16 protein-coding genes and 1 pseudogene are annotated in these 17,209 nt (G+C 70.8%); 3 read left to right on the top strand and 14 right to left on the bottom strand.

Annotated features, from left to right (window positions below):
* The 13 genes from ACFV04_RS21210 to ACFV04_RS21150 are packed head-to-tail and all read right to left on the bottom strand — an operon-like array spanning position 1 to position 11,333.
* Positions 1 to 654, bottom strand: coding sequence for a hypothetical protein (locus tag ACFV04_RS21210; protein ID WP_380531106.1), 654 nt, complete (start codon positions 652 to 654; stop codon positions 1 to 3).
* On the bottom strand, positions 651 to 3,752 hold the full coding sequence (locus tag ACFV04_RS21205) for a LamG-like jellyroll fold domain-containing protein (protein WP_380531103.1): 3,102 nt from the start codon (positions 3,750 to 3,752) through the stop codon (positions 651 to 653). Before ACFV04_RS21205 ends, ACFV04_RS21210 begins: the two co-directional genes overlap by 4 nt.
* Positions 3,749 to 5,122 (bottom strand): baseplate J/gp47 family protein, encoded by a 1,374-nt coding sequence (locus ACFV04_RS21200; protein WP_380531100.1) that lies wholly within the window; start codon positions 5,120 to 5,122, stop codon positions 3,749 to 3,751. Before ACFV04_RS21200 ends, ACFV04_RS21205 begins: the two co-directional genes overlap by 4 nt.
* A gap of 5 nt (positions 5,123 to 5,127) precedes the next feature.
* A complete protein-coding gene (locus ACFV04_RS21195) occupies positions 5,128 to 5,523 on the bottom strand; it encodes a hypothetical protein (RefSeq protein ID WP_030241782.1) in 396 nt (131 codons plus the stop codon).
* Positions 5,524 to 5,546: 23 nt separating this feature from the next.
* Positions 5,547 to 5,891: a hypothetical protein gene (locus ACFV04_RS21190; protein WP_380531096.1), complete on the bottom strand. Its 345-nt coding sequence runs from the start codon at positions 5,889 to 5,891 to the stop codon at positions 5,547 to 5,549.
* Positions 5,891 to 7,618, bottom strand: coding sequence for a hypothetical protein (locus ACFV04_RS21185; protein ID WP_380531093.1), 1,728 nt, complete (start codon positions 7,616 to 7,618; stop codon positions 5,891 to 5,893). Before ACFV04_RS21185 ends, ACFV04_RS21190 begins: the two co-directional genes overlap by 1 nt.
* On the bottom strand, positions 7,615 to 7,986 hold the full coding sequence (locus tag ACFV04_RS21180; protein ID WP_380531090.1) for a hypothetical protein: 372 nt from the start codon (positions 7,984 to 7,986) through the stop codon (positions 7,615 to 7,617). Before ACFV04_RS21180 ends, ACFV04_RS21185 begins: the two co-directional genes overlap by 4 nt.
* Positions 7,987 to 7,997: 11 nt before the next feature.
* Positions 7,998 to 8,504 (bottom strand): hypothetical protein, encoded by a 507-nt coding sequence (locus tag ACFV04_RS21175; protein ID WP_380531087.1) that lies wholly within the window; start codon positions 8,502 to 8,504, stop codon positions 7,998 to 8,000.
* The gene (locus ACFV04_RS21170; RefSeq protein WP_380531084.1) at positions 8,501 to 8,776 is read right to left on the bottom strand and encodes a hypothetical protein; all 276 of its coding nucleotides are present in this window, start codon (positions 8,774 to 8,776) and stop codon (positions 8,501 to 8,503) included. Before ACFV04_RS21170 ends, ACFV04_RS21175 begins: the two co-directional genes overlap by 4 nt.
* A 3-nt stretch (positions 8,777 to 8,779) precedes the next feature.
* Positions 8,780 to 9,172 (bottom strand): hypothetical protein, encoded by a 393-nt coding sequence (locus ACFV04_RS21165; protein ID WP_380531081.1) that lies wholly within the window; start codon positions 9,170 to 9,172, stop codon positions 8,780 to 8,782.
* A 45-nt stretch (positions 9,173 to 9,217) separates the two neighbouring features.
* Entirely contained in the window at positions 9,218 to 10,354 is a 1,137-nt protein-coding gene (locus tag ACFV04_RS21160) for a hypothetical protein (protein WP_380531079.1), read from the bottom strand.
* Positions 10,355 to 10,401: 47 nt separating this feature from the next.
* Entirely contained in the window at positions 10,402 to 10,611 is a 210-nt protein-coding gene (locus ACFV04_RS21155; protein WP_380531077.1) for a hypothetical protein, read from the bottom strand.
* Positions 10,612 to 10,631: 20 nt separating this feature from the next.
* Positions 10,632 to 11,333 carry a hypothetical protein gene (locus ACFV04_RS21150; protein WP_380531074.1) on the bottom strand — a complete coding sequence of 234 codons (702 nt, stop codon included), beginning with the start codon at positions 11,331 to 11,333 and terminating at the stop codon, positions 10,632 to 10,634.
* A gap of 482 nt (positions 11,334 to 11,815) precedes the next feature.
* On the opposite strand from ACFV04_RS21150, the pseudogene ACFV04_RS21145 reads away from it, so the two are divergent.
* Positions 11,816 to 12,439, top strand: a pseudogene (locus tag ACFV04_RS21145) (alpha/beta hydrolase); the annotation flags it as partial.
* 70 nt (positions 12,440 to 12,509) lie between these two features.
* On the opposite strand, the gene ACFV04_RS21140 reads toward ACFV04_RS21145, so the two are convergent.
* Positions 12,510 to 12,704, bottom strand: a complete 195-nt coding sequence (locus ACFV04_RS21140; protein WP_380531072.1) for a hypothetical protein — start codon at positions 12,702 to 12,704, stop codon at positions 12,510 to 12,512.
* A gap of 217 nt (positions 12,705 to 12,921) precedes the next feature.
* On the opposite strand from ACFV04_RS21140, the gene ACFV04_RS21135 reads away from it, so the two are divergent.
* Both ACFV04_RS21135 and ACFV04_RS21130 read left to right on the top strand, forming a co-directional pair.
* A complete protein-coding gene (locus tag ACFV04_RS21135) occupies positions 12,922 to 16,767 on the top strand; it encodes a HEAT repeat domain-containing protein (RefSeq protein WP_380531069.1) in 3,846 nt (1,281 codons plus the stop codon).
* Positions 16,764 to 16,907, top strand: a complete 144-nt coding sequence (locus ACFV04_RS21130; RefSeq protein ID WP_380531066.1) for a hypothetical protein — start codon at positions 16,764 to 16,766, stop codon at positions 16,905 to 16,907. The genes ACFV04_RS21135 and ACFV04_RS21130 overlap by 4 nt, the downstream gene beginning before the upstream one ends.
* Positions 16,908 to 17,209: the final 302 nt, after the last annotated feature.

Genomic DNA, 17,209 nt, shown 5'->3' with positions numbered 1-17,209 from the left:
TCAGCCGGAGTAGGTGATCTGGAAGCCGCCGAGGGAGATCACGTCCGCGGCCACGGCGCTCTGGACCTCGGCCACGAGGTAGTAGCGGAAGTGGCTCACGTCGACCTGGGCCAGGGCCGCGGAGGTGTTGACGGTCGCGTCGAACGGCGAGGTGCTGATGGCGGTCCTGACGAGTGGGTCGGGCACCGTGGAGGAGGTGAGGACCAGGGGGATCCGGTTGAGGGCGACGGAGAACCTGGCGACCGTCGAGCTGTTGGTGGCGGTGATCCGCAGCGATTGCACCAGCACCCCGTCCGGCAGGACGACGTTCATCACCCCCGCGAAGCTGCCCGACAGGCCGAGCGGCTTCTGCGCGGTCCCCGTGGTCGCGTCGATGCTCCATCCGACCGGGGACGGCTGCGGGCTGTTGGCGGACGGTAGGGCGGGGGCCAGCAGCGGACTCAGGCTGATCGTTTTCGGTGCGGTCGTCGGGTGGGCGCTGAGCGCGGTGATGGCCTGGTCGATGGTGCCGACGACGGTGGAGAGGTTCTTCAGGTCCGCTTCCACCGCGTTGAAACGGCTGTTGAAGCCGTTCTGGCCGGCGGCCTGGACCCGGTCCCGGTTGTCCACCCAGTCCGTGTGGTGGAAGGTCTGGGTGAAGCTGATCCCGGTCATGGGCTGGCCTCCTTGGTGCGTCGCGGCGGCACTGCGCCGACTCGGAACTTCGGGTACGTGTAGTCGGGGTTGGCCGTCGCGGCGTCGCGGCTCTCGACGACGTGCTCGCGGAGGGCGCCGGTGAGCACCTCGACACCGACCGGGTGCAGGGTGTTGAGGATGTTCATGATCAGGTCGTACTTGTCCTTGGGAACGACCTGCCCCGCCGCCACCAGCTCCGGCCGCAGCCGGACCTTGAAGGTGTACGGCGGGACCCTGGCGCTTTCCGGCTCCGACCCCACGTCCATCAGGTAGGCGGCCTGGACCCAGACCGGCCCGGCCTGTTCGCCGGTCAGGCTCGGCGTCGACTCGTCGGTCGCGCCGTTGAGCGCCGCCCGGCCGTCGGCGAACGCCCCGGTGGCCAGGCTCAGTTGCCCGACCGCACCGACCACGGAGGGCGGCGGCAGGATCGTGAGGTCGAGGGTGGAGCCCTCGGTCACGGTGTCCGGTCCGGTGAGGGCGACCAACGGCTCCGCCGGGTGGTGGAGGATCACGTCCGTTCCCGAGCGCTGCACGTGCCCGAAGCCCACCAGGTGTGCGACGACAGCGAGTTGACCGGCGTCGAGGCCTGTGGTCCGGATGGTGAGCGCCCGGCCCTGCCGGGCCAGCGGGTCGGTGCCGGCGGGGTCGTGGGCGGCGGCCACCGTCACCGGGCCGGCCACGTCGCGCCGCTGCAGCTCGTCCAGGAGGGCGTCGAGCCGACCGGCCACGGCGAACTGCATGAGGTGGTGGTCGGGGTCGGTCCCGTACGCCGCGCGGGCGTCGTCGTGCCGGTGCAGGAACACCGGGTCGAAGTCCGGGTCCGGGCTGCCCACCACCGTCACGGGTGCGTCGAGCGTGCCGTCGGCGGCGATCCGGGCGCCGTCGGCGAGGTCTGCCGGCGCGGCCCGGAGCGTACGGGTGGCACTGACGGTGTGGCTGCCCCGGGTGACCTCGACCTTCACCGTGATGTCCCCGGGGGCGGCGGCGGTGAGCGAGGCGCCGGTGGCGGAGACGTTGCTCAGGGTCGCCCGGCCCGGGCCGATCGGGATGGTGAGCCAGTCGGCGAGCGCGCCGACCGGAAGCGCGGGCCGGACGGTCAGCCTGACGCCGGTGCTCGCCCCGACCACCAGGTCGGCCGGCCCGTTGCCCGGCGGAGCGGCGTCCAGGGCCAGGTACTCCCCGACGGCGCACGCGGCGTACACCTGCTCCACGTCGGCGCGGTGCTCGACGTAGTCGAAACCGGCCCGGTGGGCGAGGGCCGCCAGCCGGTCCGTCGCCACCGTGCCGTGGGTGAGCAGCACGGCGCGGCCGGTGGCCCGGAGGTCGTCGGCGCGCGGATCGAAGGCCGACTCCACCCGCAGCCGGCCGCCGGCACCCTCCGCGGCCGCCAGCGCGACCAGTCGGTCGAGCGGGGCGGTGAGCACCAGTTGGACGCGGTGCGGATCCGGTGGTGGTTCACCGGGTCCGAGGACCCGCGGGCCCGGAACCCGGTAGTCGACCCCGGGGTCGTCGTGCGTGAGCAGGTAGACCGGGTCGAACCGCAGCTCGTCCGCCGCGGTGCCGACGGTGTCGGCTTCGGACACCCTGCGGCGGCCGTCCCGGTCCATGCGTTCCCCGGACCCGAGCCGCGCCGGAAGGACGGTGACCGTGCGGGTGCCGCGGACCACTCGGCCGTTGGCGTCGTCGACCACCAGCGGGTTGTCGCTCACCTCGCGATCCTGGGACGAGCCGATCGGGCGTACCGTGGCGTTGAGGATCCTGGTCAGGTTCGCGGGCGTGGGCAACGTCCACCGGCGGAAGATGCGCAGCCGGTTCCGGTAGTGCTCGTTGCCCTCGCCGAGCGCGGGGAAGAAGTCGGCGCGGGCCACCGAGGACAGCCGCACCTCGTCGACGGTGCCGCGGAACCCCGTGTGCCCGGGGCCGATCCGCAGGTCGGCGGTGTTGCGGACGGCCCCGAGTCCGCCGTCCGGCCTGCGGTCCCGGAGCGCTCCGTCGACCCACAGGGTGAGGTGGCCGGTCGACCGGTCGACCACCGCCGCCAGGTGGCTGAACCGGTCGGTGGGCAGTGAGAGGTCGGCGAACAGCTCGACCGCGGTGGTGCCGTCGCCGATGGCGAACCGCACGTTGCCGGGCTGGGCGCGCCCGAACTCGCCGATCTCCAGCACCCAGCCCGGCCGGGTCGTCGCCGGGTCGGGGTGCCGGGCCAGGACGAGTCCCGCCGCCAGGCCCGGGTCGGGGCGCACGAAGCACTCGACGGTCGCCCCGCCGTCCGCCGGGATGTCGAAGTCCGGGCTGGTCAACGCGGTGACCAGTGCGCCGTCACCGGTGAAGGCGAACGCCTGCCCGAACCTGCCGACACTCGGGAGGACCGGGCCGGTGATCGTGCCGTGGTGGTCGTTGCGGCCCGGGTAACGTGCGGTCAGGTCCTCCGCCTGCGGCGCCGTGCGCGGGTCCTCGTCCAGGTGGTACATCGCCACGGTGGCCGGGTCGAAGCCGTACGGAAGCGGCGGGAAGCGCGGCACCCCGAGGTCACTGCCGATCAGGTCCAGACTCGCGCCGGTCGCGGTCTCCAGGTGACGCTGCGCCACGGTCCGTTCGAGGTGGTGGCGCAGCTGGTCGCGTTCGGCACCGATCGCCCACAGCAGCTTCGCGGTGGTGCCCAGCAGGGCCGTGAGCGCCCAGCGGCCGGCCGCGGTGACGCCGGGCGGCGGCGGGTTCGCCGTCAGGGTGGTCAGCCGGGCGGCCCCGGTGGCGCCGGACGGCAGCGGCACCACGTAGGACGTCCCCGCCCTGGTCCCGGCCGGGACGATGACGACGGCCGGGCGGAAGCTGCTGCCGGGCTGGTCGACGGTGAGGACGACCGAGGTGTCCTGGTCGCAGCCCGTCAGGAGGGTCAGCACGTAAGCCGGGTCGGCGGGGTGCCCGTACGTCGCCCGGTGGTCCGCGAAGTCGTACGGGGCGATCGGCGCGGAGCCGGTGTCGGCCCCCGGAAGCAGCCTCAGGGCGAGCGAGTCCGCTCCCCGTCCGAAGGGCGCCGTCAGGTGGCGGGCCATCCGCACCGCCGACAACGTGCTCACCGGACCACCACCGTGACGTCGACGAGCAGCCCGTCGGGCCGGAACACCGCCATCTCGGTCGGCCCCATCACCAGGTTCTCCCCGACCGCCGCCTCGACCACCCCGCTCTGTTGCGGCACCGCGCCGAAGGTGATCCGGCCGAACGCGGGCGGCAGCCGCCGCAGGTGCAGCTGCTGGACGTCCACCACGCCGGACTGCTCGGCGAAGGCGCACATGACCTGCGAGTAGCGGATCACGCCGCCGAGCCGCGGGCCGCCGGTCTCGACCGCCAGCCGCCGGAGGATCGCGGCCCGCAGCGCGGCCGTGTCGTAGCCGGTCTCCACGGTGACCCTCGCGCGCACCCCGACGTCGATGTGGTCGGCCTCGACGATGTTGGCGTGCACGCCGACCGGGCGGACCCGGTCGACCGCCGCCGAGACCCGCTCGTACACCCCGGTGACGGCCGGTGCGGCCTGTCCGGGCACGGGGGCCGGGGTCCGCCAGGGCCACCGGAAGTCGTGCGCGACCAGCACGTCGAAGAAGTACGGTTCGCCGATGTGCCGCTCGGAGTTGAAGAGCCGCTGGTCGAAGTCGAACTGGCCGAAGTAGCTCTGCGACACGTCCACCCCGCCGAGCGGGTCGGAGGTCGCGACGTCGATGACTCCGTCCACGTCCAGGACGGCCTGGCGGACGCTGTCCAGGGTCCAGATGCTGCGGGCCAGGCCGCTGAGGCGGGCGCGGTAGTCCTGGTCGGATTCGGTGTCCAGGCCGCCGGTGGTCACGTCCGGGTTGGTCACCGTCAGGGTCGCCGGGGCGAAGTCGGCCAGGTACACCGTCTGCCAGGCCGGGTCGATCACGGTGATCAGGTCCTTGCCGACGTCCTGGTCGTGTCCCCGTTCGACGGCGACGACGCCGACGTCGGCGGTGCCGGCCGTGGCGCTCAGCCGGGCCGCTCCGGTGGTGGCGAAGGCCTTCGGCGGGGAGTCCGTCGTGGTCACGATCGTGCCCTCGGGCACGGTGTAGATCCGTCCGAGGGCCGGTCCGCTCAGGGTGAACCGGACGGTGCCCGCACTGAACAGGTTCCGTCGGGCGAGGCCGACGTCGTCACCGAGCAGGTCCAGGGCATCGCCGAACGCGGTGGAGACGAAGTTGGCGTAGTAGAGGTCCTCCATCCGCTTCCACAGCTCGGCGTCCTCGTGCGCGGCCACCTCCAGGAGTTTGCGGACCGGACTGGTACTGGTCAGGTCGATCGGTCCGCCGTTCCCGTCCTTGCCGTCCCTGGCGGACAGGTCGACCCCCAGGACGGCCTTGACCCGCTCGACGGCTTCCCCCAGGAGGACGTCGAAGGGCTTGAGGACGAAGCCCTCCTCGGTGACGCCGTAGTCGGTCATCGCGCTCAGACCCCCAGGGTGACGACGAGGGTGGCGGGCTGCTCCGCCACGGTGTCCAGCTCGACCCGGACCGACTGGTTCCGCAGGTGCCGCGCCTCGTCCGACTCGTCGAACGTGATCTGCCGGACGTCCACCACCCGCGGGTCCGTCACCAGCGTGCGGACCAGGTTCAGCTTCAGCACCTCCCGGACCGACCGGGCCGAATGGGCCCGGGTGAACGCCTCGGTGACGTCCAGTCCGTAGCTGACGTTGAACTCGTCCGAGCCGTACGGGGTGAGCACTCGCAGCTCCAGGGCCTGCAGCAGGTTGTCCACGCCGGCCACCTCGGCCAGTCGCCCGTCCCGCACCACCAGGTCGCCGTCGAGCAGCAGCAGGCTGCGGCCGAACGGTCCGTCCTTCATGTCGATCCTCCTCGGTCCGGCGGCTACTGGGCCGTCAGCTTGGTCTGGCCGGCGGAGGCGACCTGCCACATGACGGGTGCGGCCGGGGTCGCGTTGGTGAGGCCCTGCGCGGTCTCCAGCAGCACGGGCCGGCCGCCGACGGTGAGGTCGGTGCTGAGCCCGGCGAGGACGGCGGTGACGACGAGGCAGGGGGTCTGGCCGGCGGCCGCGTTGGTGTTGGCGCAGCCGGCCACGGTCGCGCCGGCGAGGTCGCCCTGGAGCAGCACCGGCCGGCCGTCGACGGTGAGCGCGGTGCCGCCGGCCGGCACGGTCAGCCGCCCGCCGTGGATGCACTGGAGGACGGACGCCGTGGTGAGCACGTGGGGCATCAGGTCACCTTCACCGAAGGGCCGTCGAGGGCGAGGGTCACCTGGCCGTTGCTGAGCTTCAGCGAGGCGGAGGCGGCGGTGGTGATGCCGACGTTGCCGTCCTTGTCCACGGTGATCTTCGTCCCGCTCTGGTGCTCGATGGTGATCGTGCTGTCGGTCGGGGGCTTCGGCCGGGTGCCGAGGGCCGGCAGCTTGTCGGCACCCACCTGCAGGCGCAGTCCTGCGACCTGTACGACCCGGTGGCCACTGCGGTCGGTCAGGTCGTTGGCACCCTTGCCGGTCGGCAGGCCGTCCGGGCCGAGCTCGGTGGGCAGCGCGAGCCAGTAGTCGCCGGCTTCGTTGGGCGGGTGCGCCTGGGCGGGGTTCTCCGGCCAGACGAACCCGGCCACCACCGCGTCGTTGACCAGCCCCCCGTTGTGGGCCAGGACGGCCCGCATTTTGGGGTAGACCGGGGTGATCAGCCCGCAGTTGTGGAACGCGAACGGGGAGACGATCGGCTTGTCGTGCAGGTCCACCGTGGTGTCGACCGGCGATGCGACGCTCGGCGCGACGATCTCCGGCCCGGCCGACTGGCCGTAGTGGAGCGATGCCAGGTGCTTGCCCTCCTTGCCCGGGGCGTAGTCGCTGATCTCGCCGACGTCGATCGCCGGGCATTCCCGCTGCCGGCGGTCGACCACGTCCCGCCAGCGGTCCACGACGCCCTGCACGCCGCCGCCGAGCTGTGCCCGCTTGCCCCGCTCGGCCACCACCAGCCCCACATCGGCGACGTACCCGGAGCGGGTGCCGAACCGGTGGGTGACGGCGGTGATGCGCATGGTCTGGTCGGGGACGCCGTTGACCCCGGTGACCGAGGTGACCTGGCCCACCCGCAGACCGGGGTGCCCGAGCGCCACCAGGTGGACCGACGCCCGCATCGGGACGCTCTGGGAGGTGGGCGATGCCGGATCCTGCGCGGGTGTCGGCGAGCCCGGTGCGGAACGCGCTCCGGCGTCCTCGGTGCGGCTCTGGTCGAGCGAGACGAGGTTGCCGTCCGGGTCGAAGGCGACCGGTGCGCGGTCGGCCGGGTCGCCGACGGCCGGGCCGAGGTACACCGTCTTGTCCCGCACCACGAGGGGGACGTCCGCCTTGCCGGCCAAGTCGCGCAGGACGTCCAGAGCGGAGCCGCCGCTGGCCGTGTAGTTGGTGAGCTTGCCGGTCAGCACGGACCCGGCGGCCAGCTGGACGCCGGCCTGCGCGGCGACCGTCCGCGCGAACTCGGTCACGTCGGTGGCCGGGGTGGTGCTCTTGGCGACGGCGGTCCGGCGCAGCAGGTACCCGCCCTCCTCCTGCCCGGTGATCACCGTGCGGGAGGAGCCGTCCTGGTCCACGCTGCTGTTGATCGCGGTGAGGCGCCCCTGCAGGACGGGCTTGGCGCTCAGGGTGGTGGCGGGCTCGTCGAAGTAGCCGAGGTGGATCAGGACCTGCAGCGGAGTGGTGGTGACCTTCGCCCGGATCAGTTCCACCGTCGGATCCGGCAGGTTGACCAGGGTGAGCTGGAAGGTGTCGGCGGAGGCGCCTTCCGTCATGGTGACCGTGATGTCGGCGTCCAGGACGAGCGAGCCGCTCAGCAGGTCGTTGGAGACGGTCACCGGGAGACCGGCACCGACCAGCGAGGCCACCGCCGAGAGCAGGCCGCCCGAGGGCTGGAGCTCGTCGATCACGACCTTGTACCAGATGACCAGGCTCAACTGAGCGCCACCCCGCCCACCACCTCGGAGCCGAACTCCCCGACGCCGTTGAGGTTCCGGCGGGCCACCCGCATGGTCGGGAAGGTCAGCGAGAGCTCGGCGGCGCGGTACTCGACCCCCGGGACGAGCTTGCGGCGCAGGATCGTCCTCGGGCCGGCGGCCTCCTCCCGGGCGACCCGCAGCACGACGAACGCCCCGGCCGCCGGCAGGTCCAGGACGGCATCACCCGGGGCGGTGGTCAGCAGGTCCTCGGCGACGTTCACGTACAGGTGGAACTGGTAGATGACGGATCCCAGTTGGAGGCGGAACGCCTGCGGGAAGCCCTCGGCGGGCTCGATCGGCAGGCGGAGGTAGCTCGGCGTTGCCACTGTCCCTCCAGTCACATCGGGTCGCGTGGCGTACGGGGAATGGGGTTCGGCGGCGGCCCGCTCGGCAGCGCGGCCGTCGCCACGGCCAGGGCGAGGTCGGCGACCTCGCCGAGGGCGGCGGTGATCGCCGATCTCGGCACCTGTTGCAGGGTCAGGCTGACGTCGAGGGCCTCCCGCTTCTGCACGTTCTGGGTGAACCGCAGATCGGTGATCTGCATGTCCAGGCTGATCGTGAAGCCGGACACCACGGGAATGCCGGCCACGGCCAGCAACGGCGCGGCGGTGGAGACCAGCAGGCGCGACGTCAGCGCCATGACCTCCAGGGCCTTCTTCAGCAGCAGGCGCTCCGGCCCGATCAGCATCGCCTCGATGCCGATGGTCTTGGTGGTGGGCTGGGTGAGCTGGGAGAAGCGGCCCCCGGCGATCCGCTCGACCCGGTAGCCCTCGCTGATCGTCATCGACTGCACGTACAGCAGCGGCACCGCACCCACCAGCACCGGAACGTTCGGCCCGCTCACAGCCGGCTCGTCAGCTCACGCTCGAACTCGCCGAAGACGTACGCCGCGACCTGCTGGACGTGGTCGTCGCCGAGCTCGCCGACCACCCGGACCTCCACCGGGAAGTGGAAGTTCACCACTGTCCCGCCGTCACCGGCCGGGGCCAGGACCGCCTCGGCGGACCCCGCCGGGACGACGTACTCGCCCTCGTGCACCAGCGCGATGCCGGTCCGTTCGACCCGCCCGCCGCCGTCGAAGGCCGGCAGCGCGACCTGCCCTTCGTCACCGTCCACGGATCACGCCTCCAGCCCCACGGACAGCGCCAGGCAGTTGAAGCTCGCCTGCGGCACGCCGTCGATGACGACGTTGCTGGGGCTGGCCGAGGTGACGACGCAGCGCGCGAACTTGATCGACTTGAAGGCCCAGTCGGTGCCCTTCTTCTCGGCGACCGCGATCGAGAACTCCCGCCCGTTGGTGGCCAGTTCGGTCAGATCCGCGACCGCGGACGCCACTGCGGGCACGCCCATGGTGAAGGTGAAGGTGAACGGCTGCCGGACGTACCCGACGTTGTCCGCCTCGATGCTGTGGATCACGGTGTGGGGCACGTTGAACGTCGGGGTGAAGGTCGAGATCGGCGTGATGGTGGCGTCGCCGAGCTTGACCTCCAGCCTGGTGTTCCAGTCGGCCATGGCGGTCCTCTCCTCCTCTGCGTCCTCTACGGGGCCCGCTGCGGGCTACTGGAACTTCAGCGTGATGTCGAGCCGGTGCACCGCGGCCGCGTACTCGACCGTGACCAGGGCCTCGACCACCCGTTGGCCGTGCGCGTTGGTGATCTGCTTCCCCTGCGAGGTCGTCAGCGTCGCCGGGTCCTTGTCCAGCAGGGCGAGCAGCGGGATGACGATGGTGTACGAGTCGATCACCTCGGCCTGTTGCAGGGGATCGAGCACCGACTCCATCTGTCCGATCAGGGCGCGCAGTCCGGACCGGCTGATCCGCAGGTTGCCGATGGTCTTGATCATCTGGGCCTTGAGCCGGAAGGAGACGTCGTCGAGCGTCCGGACGACGTCGATGAACTTCTTCCCTGCGGGATTGCCTGTGTAGCCCTCGCCGAGGTAGACGCCCTGACCGGGGATCAGCGACGGGGAGCTGAGCCAGTTGACGCCGTGGCCCGCCGGGCCCGTGGGCAGCGGGCCTCCCTCGGGCTCCTCCCCGTTGATCGTCTGGATCTCCGTCGGGGTGAACGGCGGGCTGGTGATCATGACCTGCTTCAGCAGCATCGAGATGTGCGGCGGATAGCCGGCGATCGCGCCGGTCACCGCCGCGGCGGCGTCCTCGTCGCTCTTGTGCGCGATGTACACCATCCGGTCAGTGGCCAGCCCCCCCTGGACGACGGACGGGTCGGCGACCCCCTTGGCCAGCATCGCCACGCCCATCCGCTCCTTGCCGTCACCTCCCGTCCCCGAGACCGTGTCCACATGGGCCGCCAACTTGCCGATCGGCCCCGTCGCGGCCCCGGACGTCGCGTCCAGCGCCAGGTCGGCCAGCACCACGAACTGGACGTCGAGCCCCGCCACCGCGGCGAGCGCCCCGTCGTAGTCCGGGCTGCCGGAGTCCACCCGGACGCCCCACACCGTGGTGGGGCCCGGCGACTGGGCGAAGGCGAGACCGATCGACGTGCCGAGCTCGCCTGGGGCCCGACGGGCGGCCTCCCCCGGGTCGGTGAACACGGCCGGCACCCCGATGCCCAGCAGATCGGCGGGAGGCGTAGCCGGAGCGGTGACCTTGCCGATCACGGCGATGTCGCCGAACGCTCGGGTGACCGGTGCGAACAGGTCGATCGTGGGGGTGACTCTGATGTATCTGACGGCCATCCGCCGCCTCCGTTTCTGTCGGGCCCGCCCGGGAAACGCCGGTTGGCTCAGTGGAACTTCGCCCGCAACTTCTCCTGCAGGGCACGCAACTCGCTCGGGGACAGCTCGCCCGGCACCGGCACGGCCCCGGGGGCCGCGGCCCCGCCGGGCGGAGGGGTGTCGAGGGCCGGGGACGGCTCGAAGGCACCGCCGGGCTCGTCCGCGGGGGCGCCGAGGGGCGCGGCGTCGAAGGGCTGCGTGTCACCGCGGGCTGGCATCGGTACTCCTTCGGTCGTGGCTAGGGGGTGGGGAGGAAGAGGCTGAGCACGCCCTCGCCGGCGAACAGCTTCGTCACGTTGCCCGTCGTCGGATCGGAGGCCGCTCCGGGCCTCGGGAGCACGACCGCCACGGCGTACGGCGCGACGGCCTCGCCCAGCACGCTCGGCCCGGCAGGACTCAGCAGGTGACCGGTCGCCGCCCGGAATTCCTTGGCGGCCCGCAGCCCCGCGGTCAGGTCGAGGGAATCCAGGACCAGCACGGCGACGGCGATCTCGACCCCGTACGCATTGGCCGGATCGGCCGGATCGAAGACCGACGGAGCGCGCAGCCGGATCTCGGCGACGAGGTACTCGTATGCGTCGCGCAGGTCCTCGATCGTCTCCAGGTGATGGATTTTCATGAATTCGTCGACGTCGAGGAAAGGGACCTGGGCGCGGAAGTCGTCCAGTGTTCCATTGGTGTCGACCAGCCGCGTCACGATGTTCTCCACACCGCCCGGATCGACCTCGACGACCAGCTGGACCCTGACCCGGGCGAGGATGTCGGCCCAGACCGGATCACCGGCGATGCTGAGCCTCAGATCCGTCCGGGCGTGGCTCGGCAGGATGCGGCTGAGATCACCCTCGATGCGGCGCGGCGGGAAGAACGGGACCTGCAGCGCGATATCGCCCACCGCGACGTCCCGGACCTCGTCGACCCTGCCGAGGTCCAGGTCGTTCACCGCCCCGACCAACGTCCGGACGCCGGTGGTGTCACCCTGCGGGGCCAGCGCGGACTTGAGGCCCTCGGCACTTCCCAGGGCGAGCAGAACCGAATCAGAGAATGTGGACAAGCCCGCCCCTTCCTCGTTCTGACCGGAAGCGCAAGAATCTTTTGGCTACGGGCCAAGTAAAACAGGATCCAGGTCGCATGCAAGCCATTTGATGACGGCGGGCGCGGCGCAATAACATACGATTGGCTATTTTGATTCTTACGACCACCCTATTGAATTCTCCAGGTCGCCCCGGCCACTCCCTCCGCCCCCGGACCACCGGTCCGTTCGACGGACCGCGGCCGGCATTGCCACGTTTCCGGAGGCCGTGCGAGAGAACGAGAAGATGGTATCCGTGAACCTGACGACATGGGCGCTCTCCTCCGGGGTCGCGGGCGGGCGACAGGTCGCCCGGGAGCGCCGTTTCACGAGCCCTCCCGAAAGGCACGACTGTGCAATTCACCTCTGACCGGCACCTCGATCCCGACATCCGCGAACGCGAATTCACCCTCGGCGGGATCCCGGCACCTGTGGACGTCCGGCGCCGCACCGGCTCCGCTGATCCTCACGGCCCACAACAACGGCCTGCCCAGGCGGGCACCCCGGCCGGTGGCCCGGGCCCGGTACTGCGCGACGTCCGGCTGTGCGGTGGCCACGATCGACGCCCCCGGCTGCGGCGACCGGCCCCGTTCCGCCGCCGACGAGCAGGCCCGCGCCGACCTCCGCCGGGCCATGCGGGCCATACGGGCCGCCGAACCGGTCGACGAGTCGTTCATCGGGCCGCTGGTCGAGAACGCGGCCCCGGAACGGCGGACCGCACTGGACGCCCTCCTCCCGCTGCCCGACATCAGAGGCCCGGTCGGGTACTCGGGGTGGACCGCCCTCGGCCGGCGGGTGACCGAGCCACGCATCGTGGCCGCCGGCTTCTTCGCCGGGGGCCACGTGCCCCGAGCTCAGCACGAGGAGGCCCGAAGGGTCACCGTTCCGCTGCTGTTCCTGCTGCAGTGGTGACGACGAGGGCACCCCGCCTGCGGGCCCTGAACCTGTTCGACGCCTTCGGCAGCCGGGAGAAGAGCGGTTCCGGCCCGCCTTCCGGGCGCTGTCGCTGATTGAGGGGGTGTGCCGCCACCCCCGCCAGGGCCGGGGTCAGTGCGTCTTCAGCCACCAATCGACGAGCGCAAGCAGGATTGGGGCGGGGGTGGCAGCCAGGGAGAGCACGGCCGTTCGCCCGATCTGGCGGAGGGTTAGGGGTTCGGCCGGGACGGGCGTGGCGTCCGTTGCCGTATTGGCGTTGGTGCAGGGGTCGGCGGGTGCCGGCTTGCGGTCGAGGTCGTCGTCCATGGCTGGTGTCCTTGTCGGCTGTCGCGGTGTTGGGATGGCCGGGGCGCCCGGCGCCGGTATCGAATGTGGCATCGAGCGTCCAGGTTGTCCCAAGTTGCGGGCAGGACGGGCACGTTGGGTACTACGCTGCTGGTCAGCGGTGGCCGGTTGCGGGTGCCCTTCAGCTCGGGTGCGGGCGGGGCGGGTACGCGCGGGCGAGAGGCAGGGCGGTGGGACGGTGCCGGAGAACGAGCAGCAGCTGGGACCGAAGCGGCAGGCGCTGTACGGGGGGCTGCTGGAGCTGAAGGAGCGGGCGGAGCAGGCGCGCAAGGCGCGGCAGGCTCTGTGCGGGCAGCTGGAGTTGGAGAAGGCGGTGCGGCGCACCGGTCGGGCCGGGACGGAGAGGTTCGCGGGGAAGCGGATCAGTTCGTGGGTGCCGCCGGCAGGCCGTGCGGGGGAGGCACGGGTTCCGCAGGACGCGGAGGTTCTGCTGGCGGTGGTGGCGGTGTGGTCGGCTTGGGCCGGGGCTCCTTCGCTGGCGGCTGATGGCCGGGTGGAGGAGCGGTGGCTACGCGCGGAGCGGTCCCGGTGGGAGCGGCTGCTGGGCGGGGCCCGGACGGAGCGTGAGGCTGCCCGCCTGGCCAACGAGGACGATGACGTCGCGCAGGAAGAGGTGCGTGCCGCCGAGTGGGCTGCAGCCGTGGAAGCGTACCGCCAGCGGGTGCGGGAGGTTCACTGGCGGCTGAACCTCGATGTTCTGGGCGCTTCCGGCAGCGCCGGTGAGCAGCCGAAGATCGAGGTGCGGCAGGTGTTCATGCCGCAGTCGTGCCGCCCGTACGTGGCCCACGTGCCGGCTGAGGTACGTCGGCTGCTGGCGGCAGGCGAGTCGGCGGACACCGACCTGCCACCCGGGCTGGAAGTCGAAACTGTCCGCACTCTGCGGGAGACCTACCTGGCACAGCCGACACGGCCGGTGCTGGAGGTACTGGCGGGCGAGGCAGGTCGGCGAGTGGTGGTGCTAGGTGATCCCGGTGCGGGGAAGTCGACGCTGGCGAAGTACATGGCGCTGGCGTTGGCCGGTGCCCTGCAGGAGCGGCCGGTCGAGCTCGTCGAGTTGGACGGTTTGGTGCCGGTGGTGGTGGAGCTACGGCAGTACGCGCAGGCGCACTGGCGTGATCGGACGATCGAGGACTTCCTGGAGCACGTGGACCGGCAGGACCGGATGTGTCTGACGCGTCCCGTGCTGGAAGGCCTGCTCGCACAGGGGCGTGCCGTGGTGTTCTTCGACGGCCTGGACGAAGTGTTCGACCCGGCTGTGCGCGCACAGACCGCACGGCAGATCACCGCTTTCGCCTCCGACCACTCTGACGTTCGGGTGGTGGTGACGTCGCGGGAGTACGGCTACCGGGCCGGCGAGTTCACCGCGGCAGGCTTCACACAGGTGGTGCTCCAGAACCTGGAGCACCAGCAGGTCGAGGAGTTCATCCGCCGCTGGTACACCGCAGCACATCCGGAGAACCCCCACCTGGCATCCCAGCTCACCCAGCGCCTGCTGGGGGCCGCACGCGGAGTGAGGGCGGTGGCGGAGCTGGCCGGCAACCCGCTGCTGCTAACCGTCCTGGCCTCCATGGGACTCGGCAAGACCATCCCCCGCGAGCGGCGCGAGGTCTACGCCCACGCCGTGGAAGTGCTCATCGAGCAATGGGACAAAGACGCCAAGTTCCTCACCCCCCACTCCCCCCTCACCGGAGAGGCCGCCCAAGCACTGGAGTGGCTCAACGTCGACAAACGCCTCAAGGTCCTCCAGCGCATCGCCCGCCGCATTCAGGAAGGCGCGGGCCACCCCGTCGGCACGTTCATCCAGCACAACGAACTGACCGCCATCATCAGCACCTACCTGACCGAACACAACATCTCCCGCCCTGCCGCCGACATCGCCGCCGATCACGTCGTCGACCGGCTGCGTACCCGCAACTTCCTCCTCGCCCACTACGGCGGAGGCATCTACGGGTTCGTCCACCGCACCTTCCTCGAGTACCTCGCCGCCACCGAACTCCTCAACCGTTCCTACGAGGAGGAATGGACCCGCGACGAAATGGTCGGGGTCCTGGCCGACCACGCTGGCGATCCCGCTTGGCACGAAGTGCTGCTCCTCATGGCCGGCAACCTTCACCAGCGTGGCGTGGCATCCTTCATCGCACGCCTCCTTGACCAACACCGACGCGAGGTGAGTTCCCAGCGCTGGCGGGTGCCAATGCTGGTACTGGCCATCCGTGTCCTGGCCGAGGTCAAGGAAATCGGCGCCTCCCCCGCCTCGGACAGCAAAGACCGGCACCTTTCCGCGGCCGCGCAAAGTGACGCCGTCATCAACACCCTCACTGCCGCGCTGCGCCAGTCGACATATGTGTCCATCGAGGAAGCCATGCCAGCTTTCGGGACCTTCGACCGTTATTGGAGCGGCCGGGAGAGATTTCTTCGCTGGTACTACGCGACCCAGTCAGGGGATCGCGCATTTCAGGGCGGCGATATTGCTGCGGCACTGAGCCGAGACGTGGAGGAAACCGCGCGCCAGGCGTACATCCCCTGGGATCCGTTCCTTCGCTGCGCTGCCTTGACGGTGCTCGGGGAGCGGTGGCCGAACCATCCTGACACTCGCCGAACCGTCCTGAGCGCCGCCACCGACACGACCGACACCACGTTCGTCCGTGGCATCGCCCTGCGGGTATTGGGGGAAAGGTGGCCGGACCACCCGGACACCCGCCAAACCGTCCTGAGCGCCGCCACCGACACCACCACCCACCCGGAGGCCCGAGACGCCGCCCTGCACGTGTTGGGGGAAAGCTGGCCGGACCATCCGGAAGCCCACCAAGCTGTCCTGACCGTTGCCACCGACACCAACAGCCCGAATGTCCGCAGCACGGCCCTGGAAGTACTGGGGGAGCGGTGGCCGGACCACCCAGAAACCCGTAATGCCGTCCTGAGCGCCGCCACCAACACCATCGCGAATGTCCGCAGCGCAGCCCTGGAAGTACTGGGGGAACGGTGGCCGGACCACCCAGAAACCCGTAATGCCGTCCTGAGCGCCGCCACCGACACCACCGACAAGACGTACGCGCGCAGCACCGCCCTGCGCGTACTCGGAAAGCGGTGGCCGGACCACCCAGAAACCCGTAATGCCGTCCTGAGCGCCGCCACCGACACCAACACCTCACCAGACGTCCGTAACACCGCCCTCCGAGTACTCGCAGCGAGGTTCCCGAACGATCAGGACACCCACCAAACCATGCTGAACGCCGCCACCGACGCCACGAGCGTCCGCGGTACCGCCTTGCACGTACTGGGGGATCGGTGGCCAGACCTTCCTGAAACCCGTCAAACCGTCCTGGCCGCCGCCACCGACACCGACCCACACGTCCGCGGTATCGCCCTGCACGTCATGGGAGAGCAATGGCCAGACAATCCTGAAACCCGTCAAACCGTCCTCGCTGCCGCCACCGACACCGACCCACACGTCCGCGACATCGCCCTGCACGTCATGGGAGAGCAATGGCCAGACAATCCTGAAACCCGTCAAACCGTCCTCGCTGCCGCCACCGACCCTACGTACGTCCGCAGCACAGCTCTGCGGGTTCTGGGGGAGCGGTGGCCGGACGACCCAGAAACCGGTAACGCCTTCCTGGCCGCTGCCACGGACTCCACTGACACGACTGACACCACCGAGACCCGCAGCACCGCCCTTCAAGCCCTGGGAGAGCGCTGGCCGGACCACCCGGATACCCTCCACATCGTCCTCACCGCCGCCACCAGCACCAACATCACCGACACCGACACCACCTACGTGCGCAGCACGGCCTTGCGAGTGCTCGCAGCAAACTTCCCCAACGAGGCGTGGCCAGTTGTGTGCGAACACACCAAACCGAGCTACCCGGCCGACATCCGGGTTCAGGTGATCAAGCTGCTCGCCTTGTTGTGGCCGGAGGAAACCGAAAGCCTCGCCCTTATCCGCGCCATGGAACAGCACGAGGAGGAAGAAGTGCAGCTAATCGCAGGGCAGGCCCTGACGCTGTTGGCACAGCGTCCTTGATCGGCTGGTCTCCCCTGGAGTCCGACGGCCTGGCCGACTGGGCCGGCCTGCCGGTGGCGACGGAGTACGAGGGCAAGGCAATCGGCCGGTGGGTGCGGGCGCAGCGGGCCGGGTGGGCCGAGCTCGACCAGGAGCAGTAGGACCTCCTCGCCACGATCGGCATGGGAGACCAGCAGCCTCGCCACCCTCGGGGACGGCCGGGAGGGATGGACGACCGATTTCCGTCGGTCAGCTGTCAGCGCCTCTCCGGTTTCTCTCCTCATCGGGGCAACGGCTCCGGCCGGGCCCGCTGCCGGTCCTTCGCCATCTTGCGTGCGTCCGGCCGACGTTCCTGTGGGAAGCACTGCGTTCAGCCTGTCGGGCGGCGTTTCCGGCGCCGCAGCGTGCCCGGCTGCCGGTTGGCGCGGCAAACATTGTGCGAAAGGCAACCGCGGGGTGAGCT

The sequence above is a fragment of the Kitasatospora sp. NPDC059599 genome, from assembly GCF_042735125.1.
Classification (GTDB): Bacteria; Actinomycetota; Actinomycetes; order Streptomycetales; family Streptomycetaceae; genus Kitasatospora.
The sequence above is the reverse complement of the archived record's forward strand: the minus strand, read 5'-3'. Positions and strand labels throughout refer to the sequence as shown.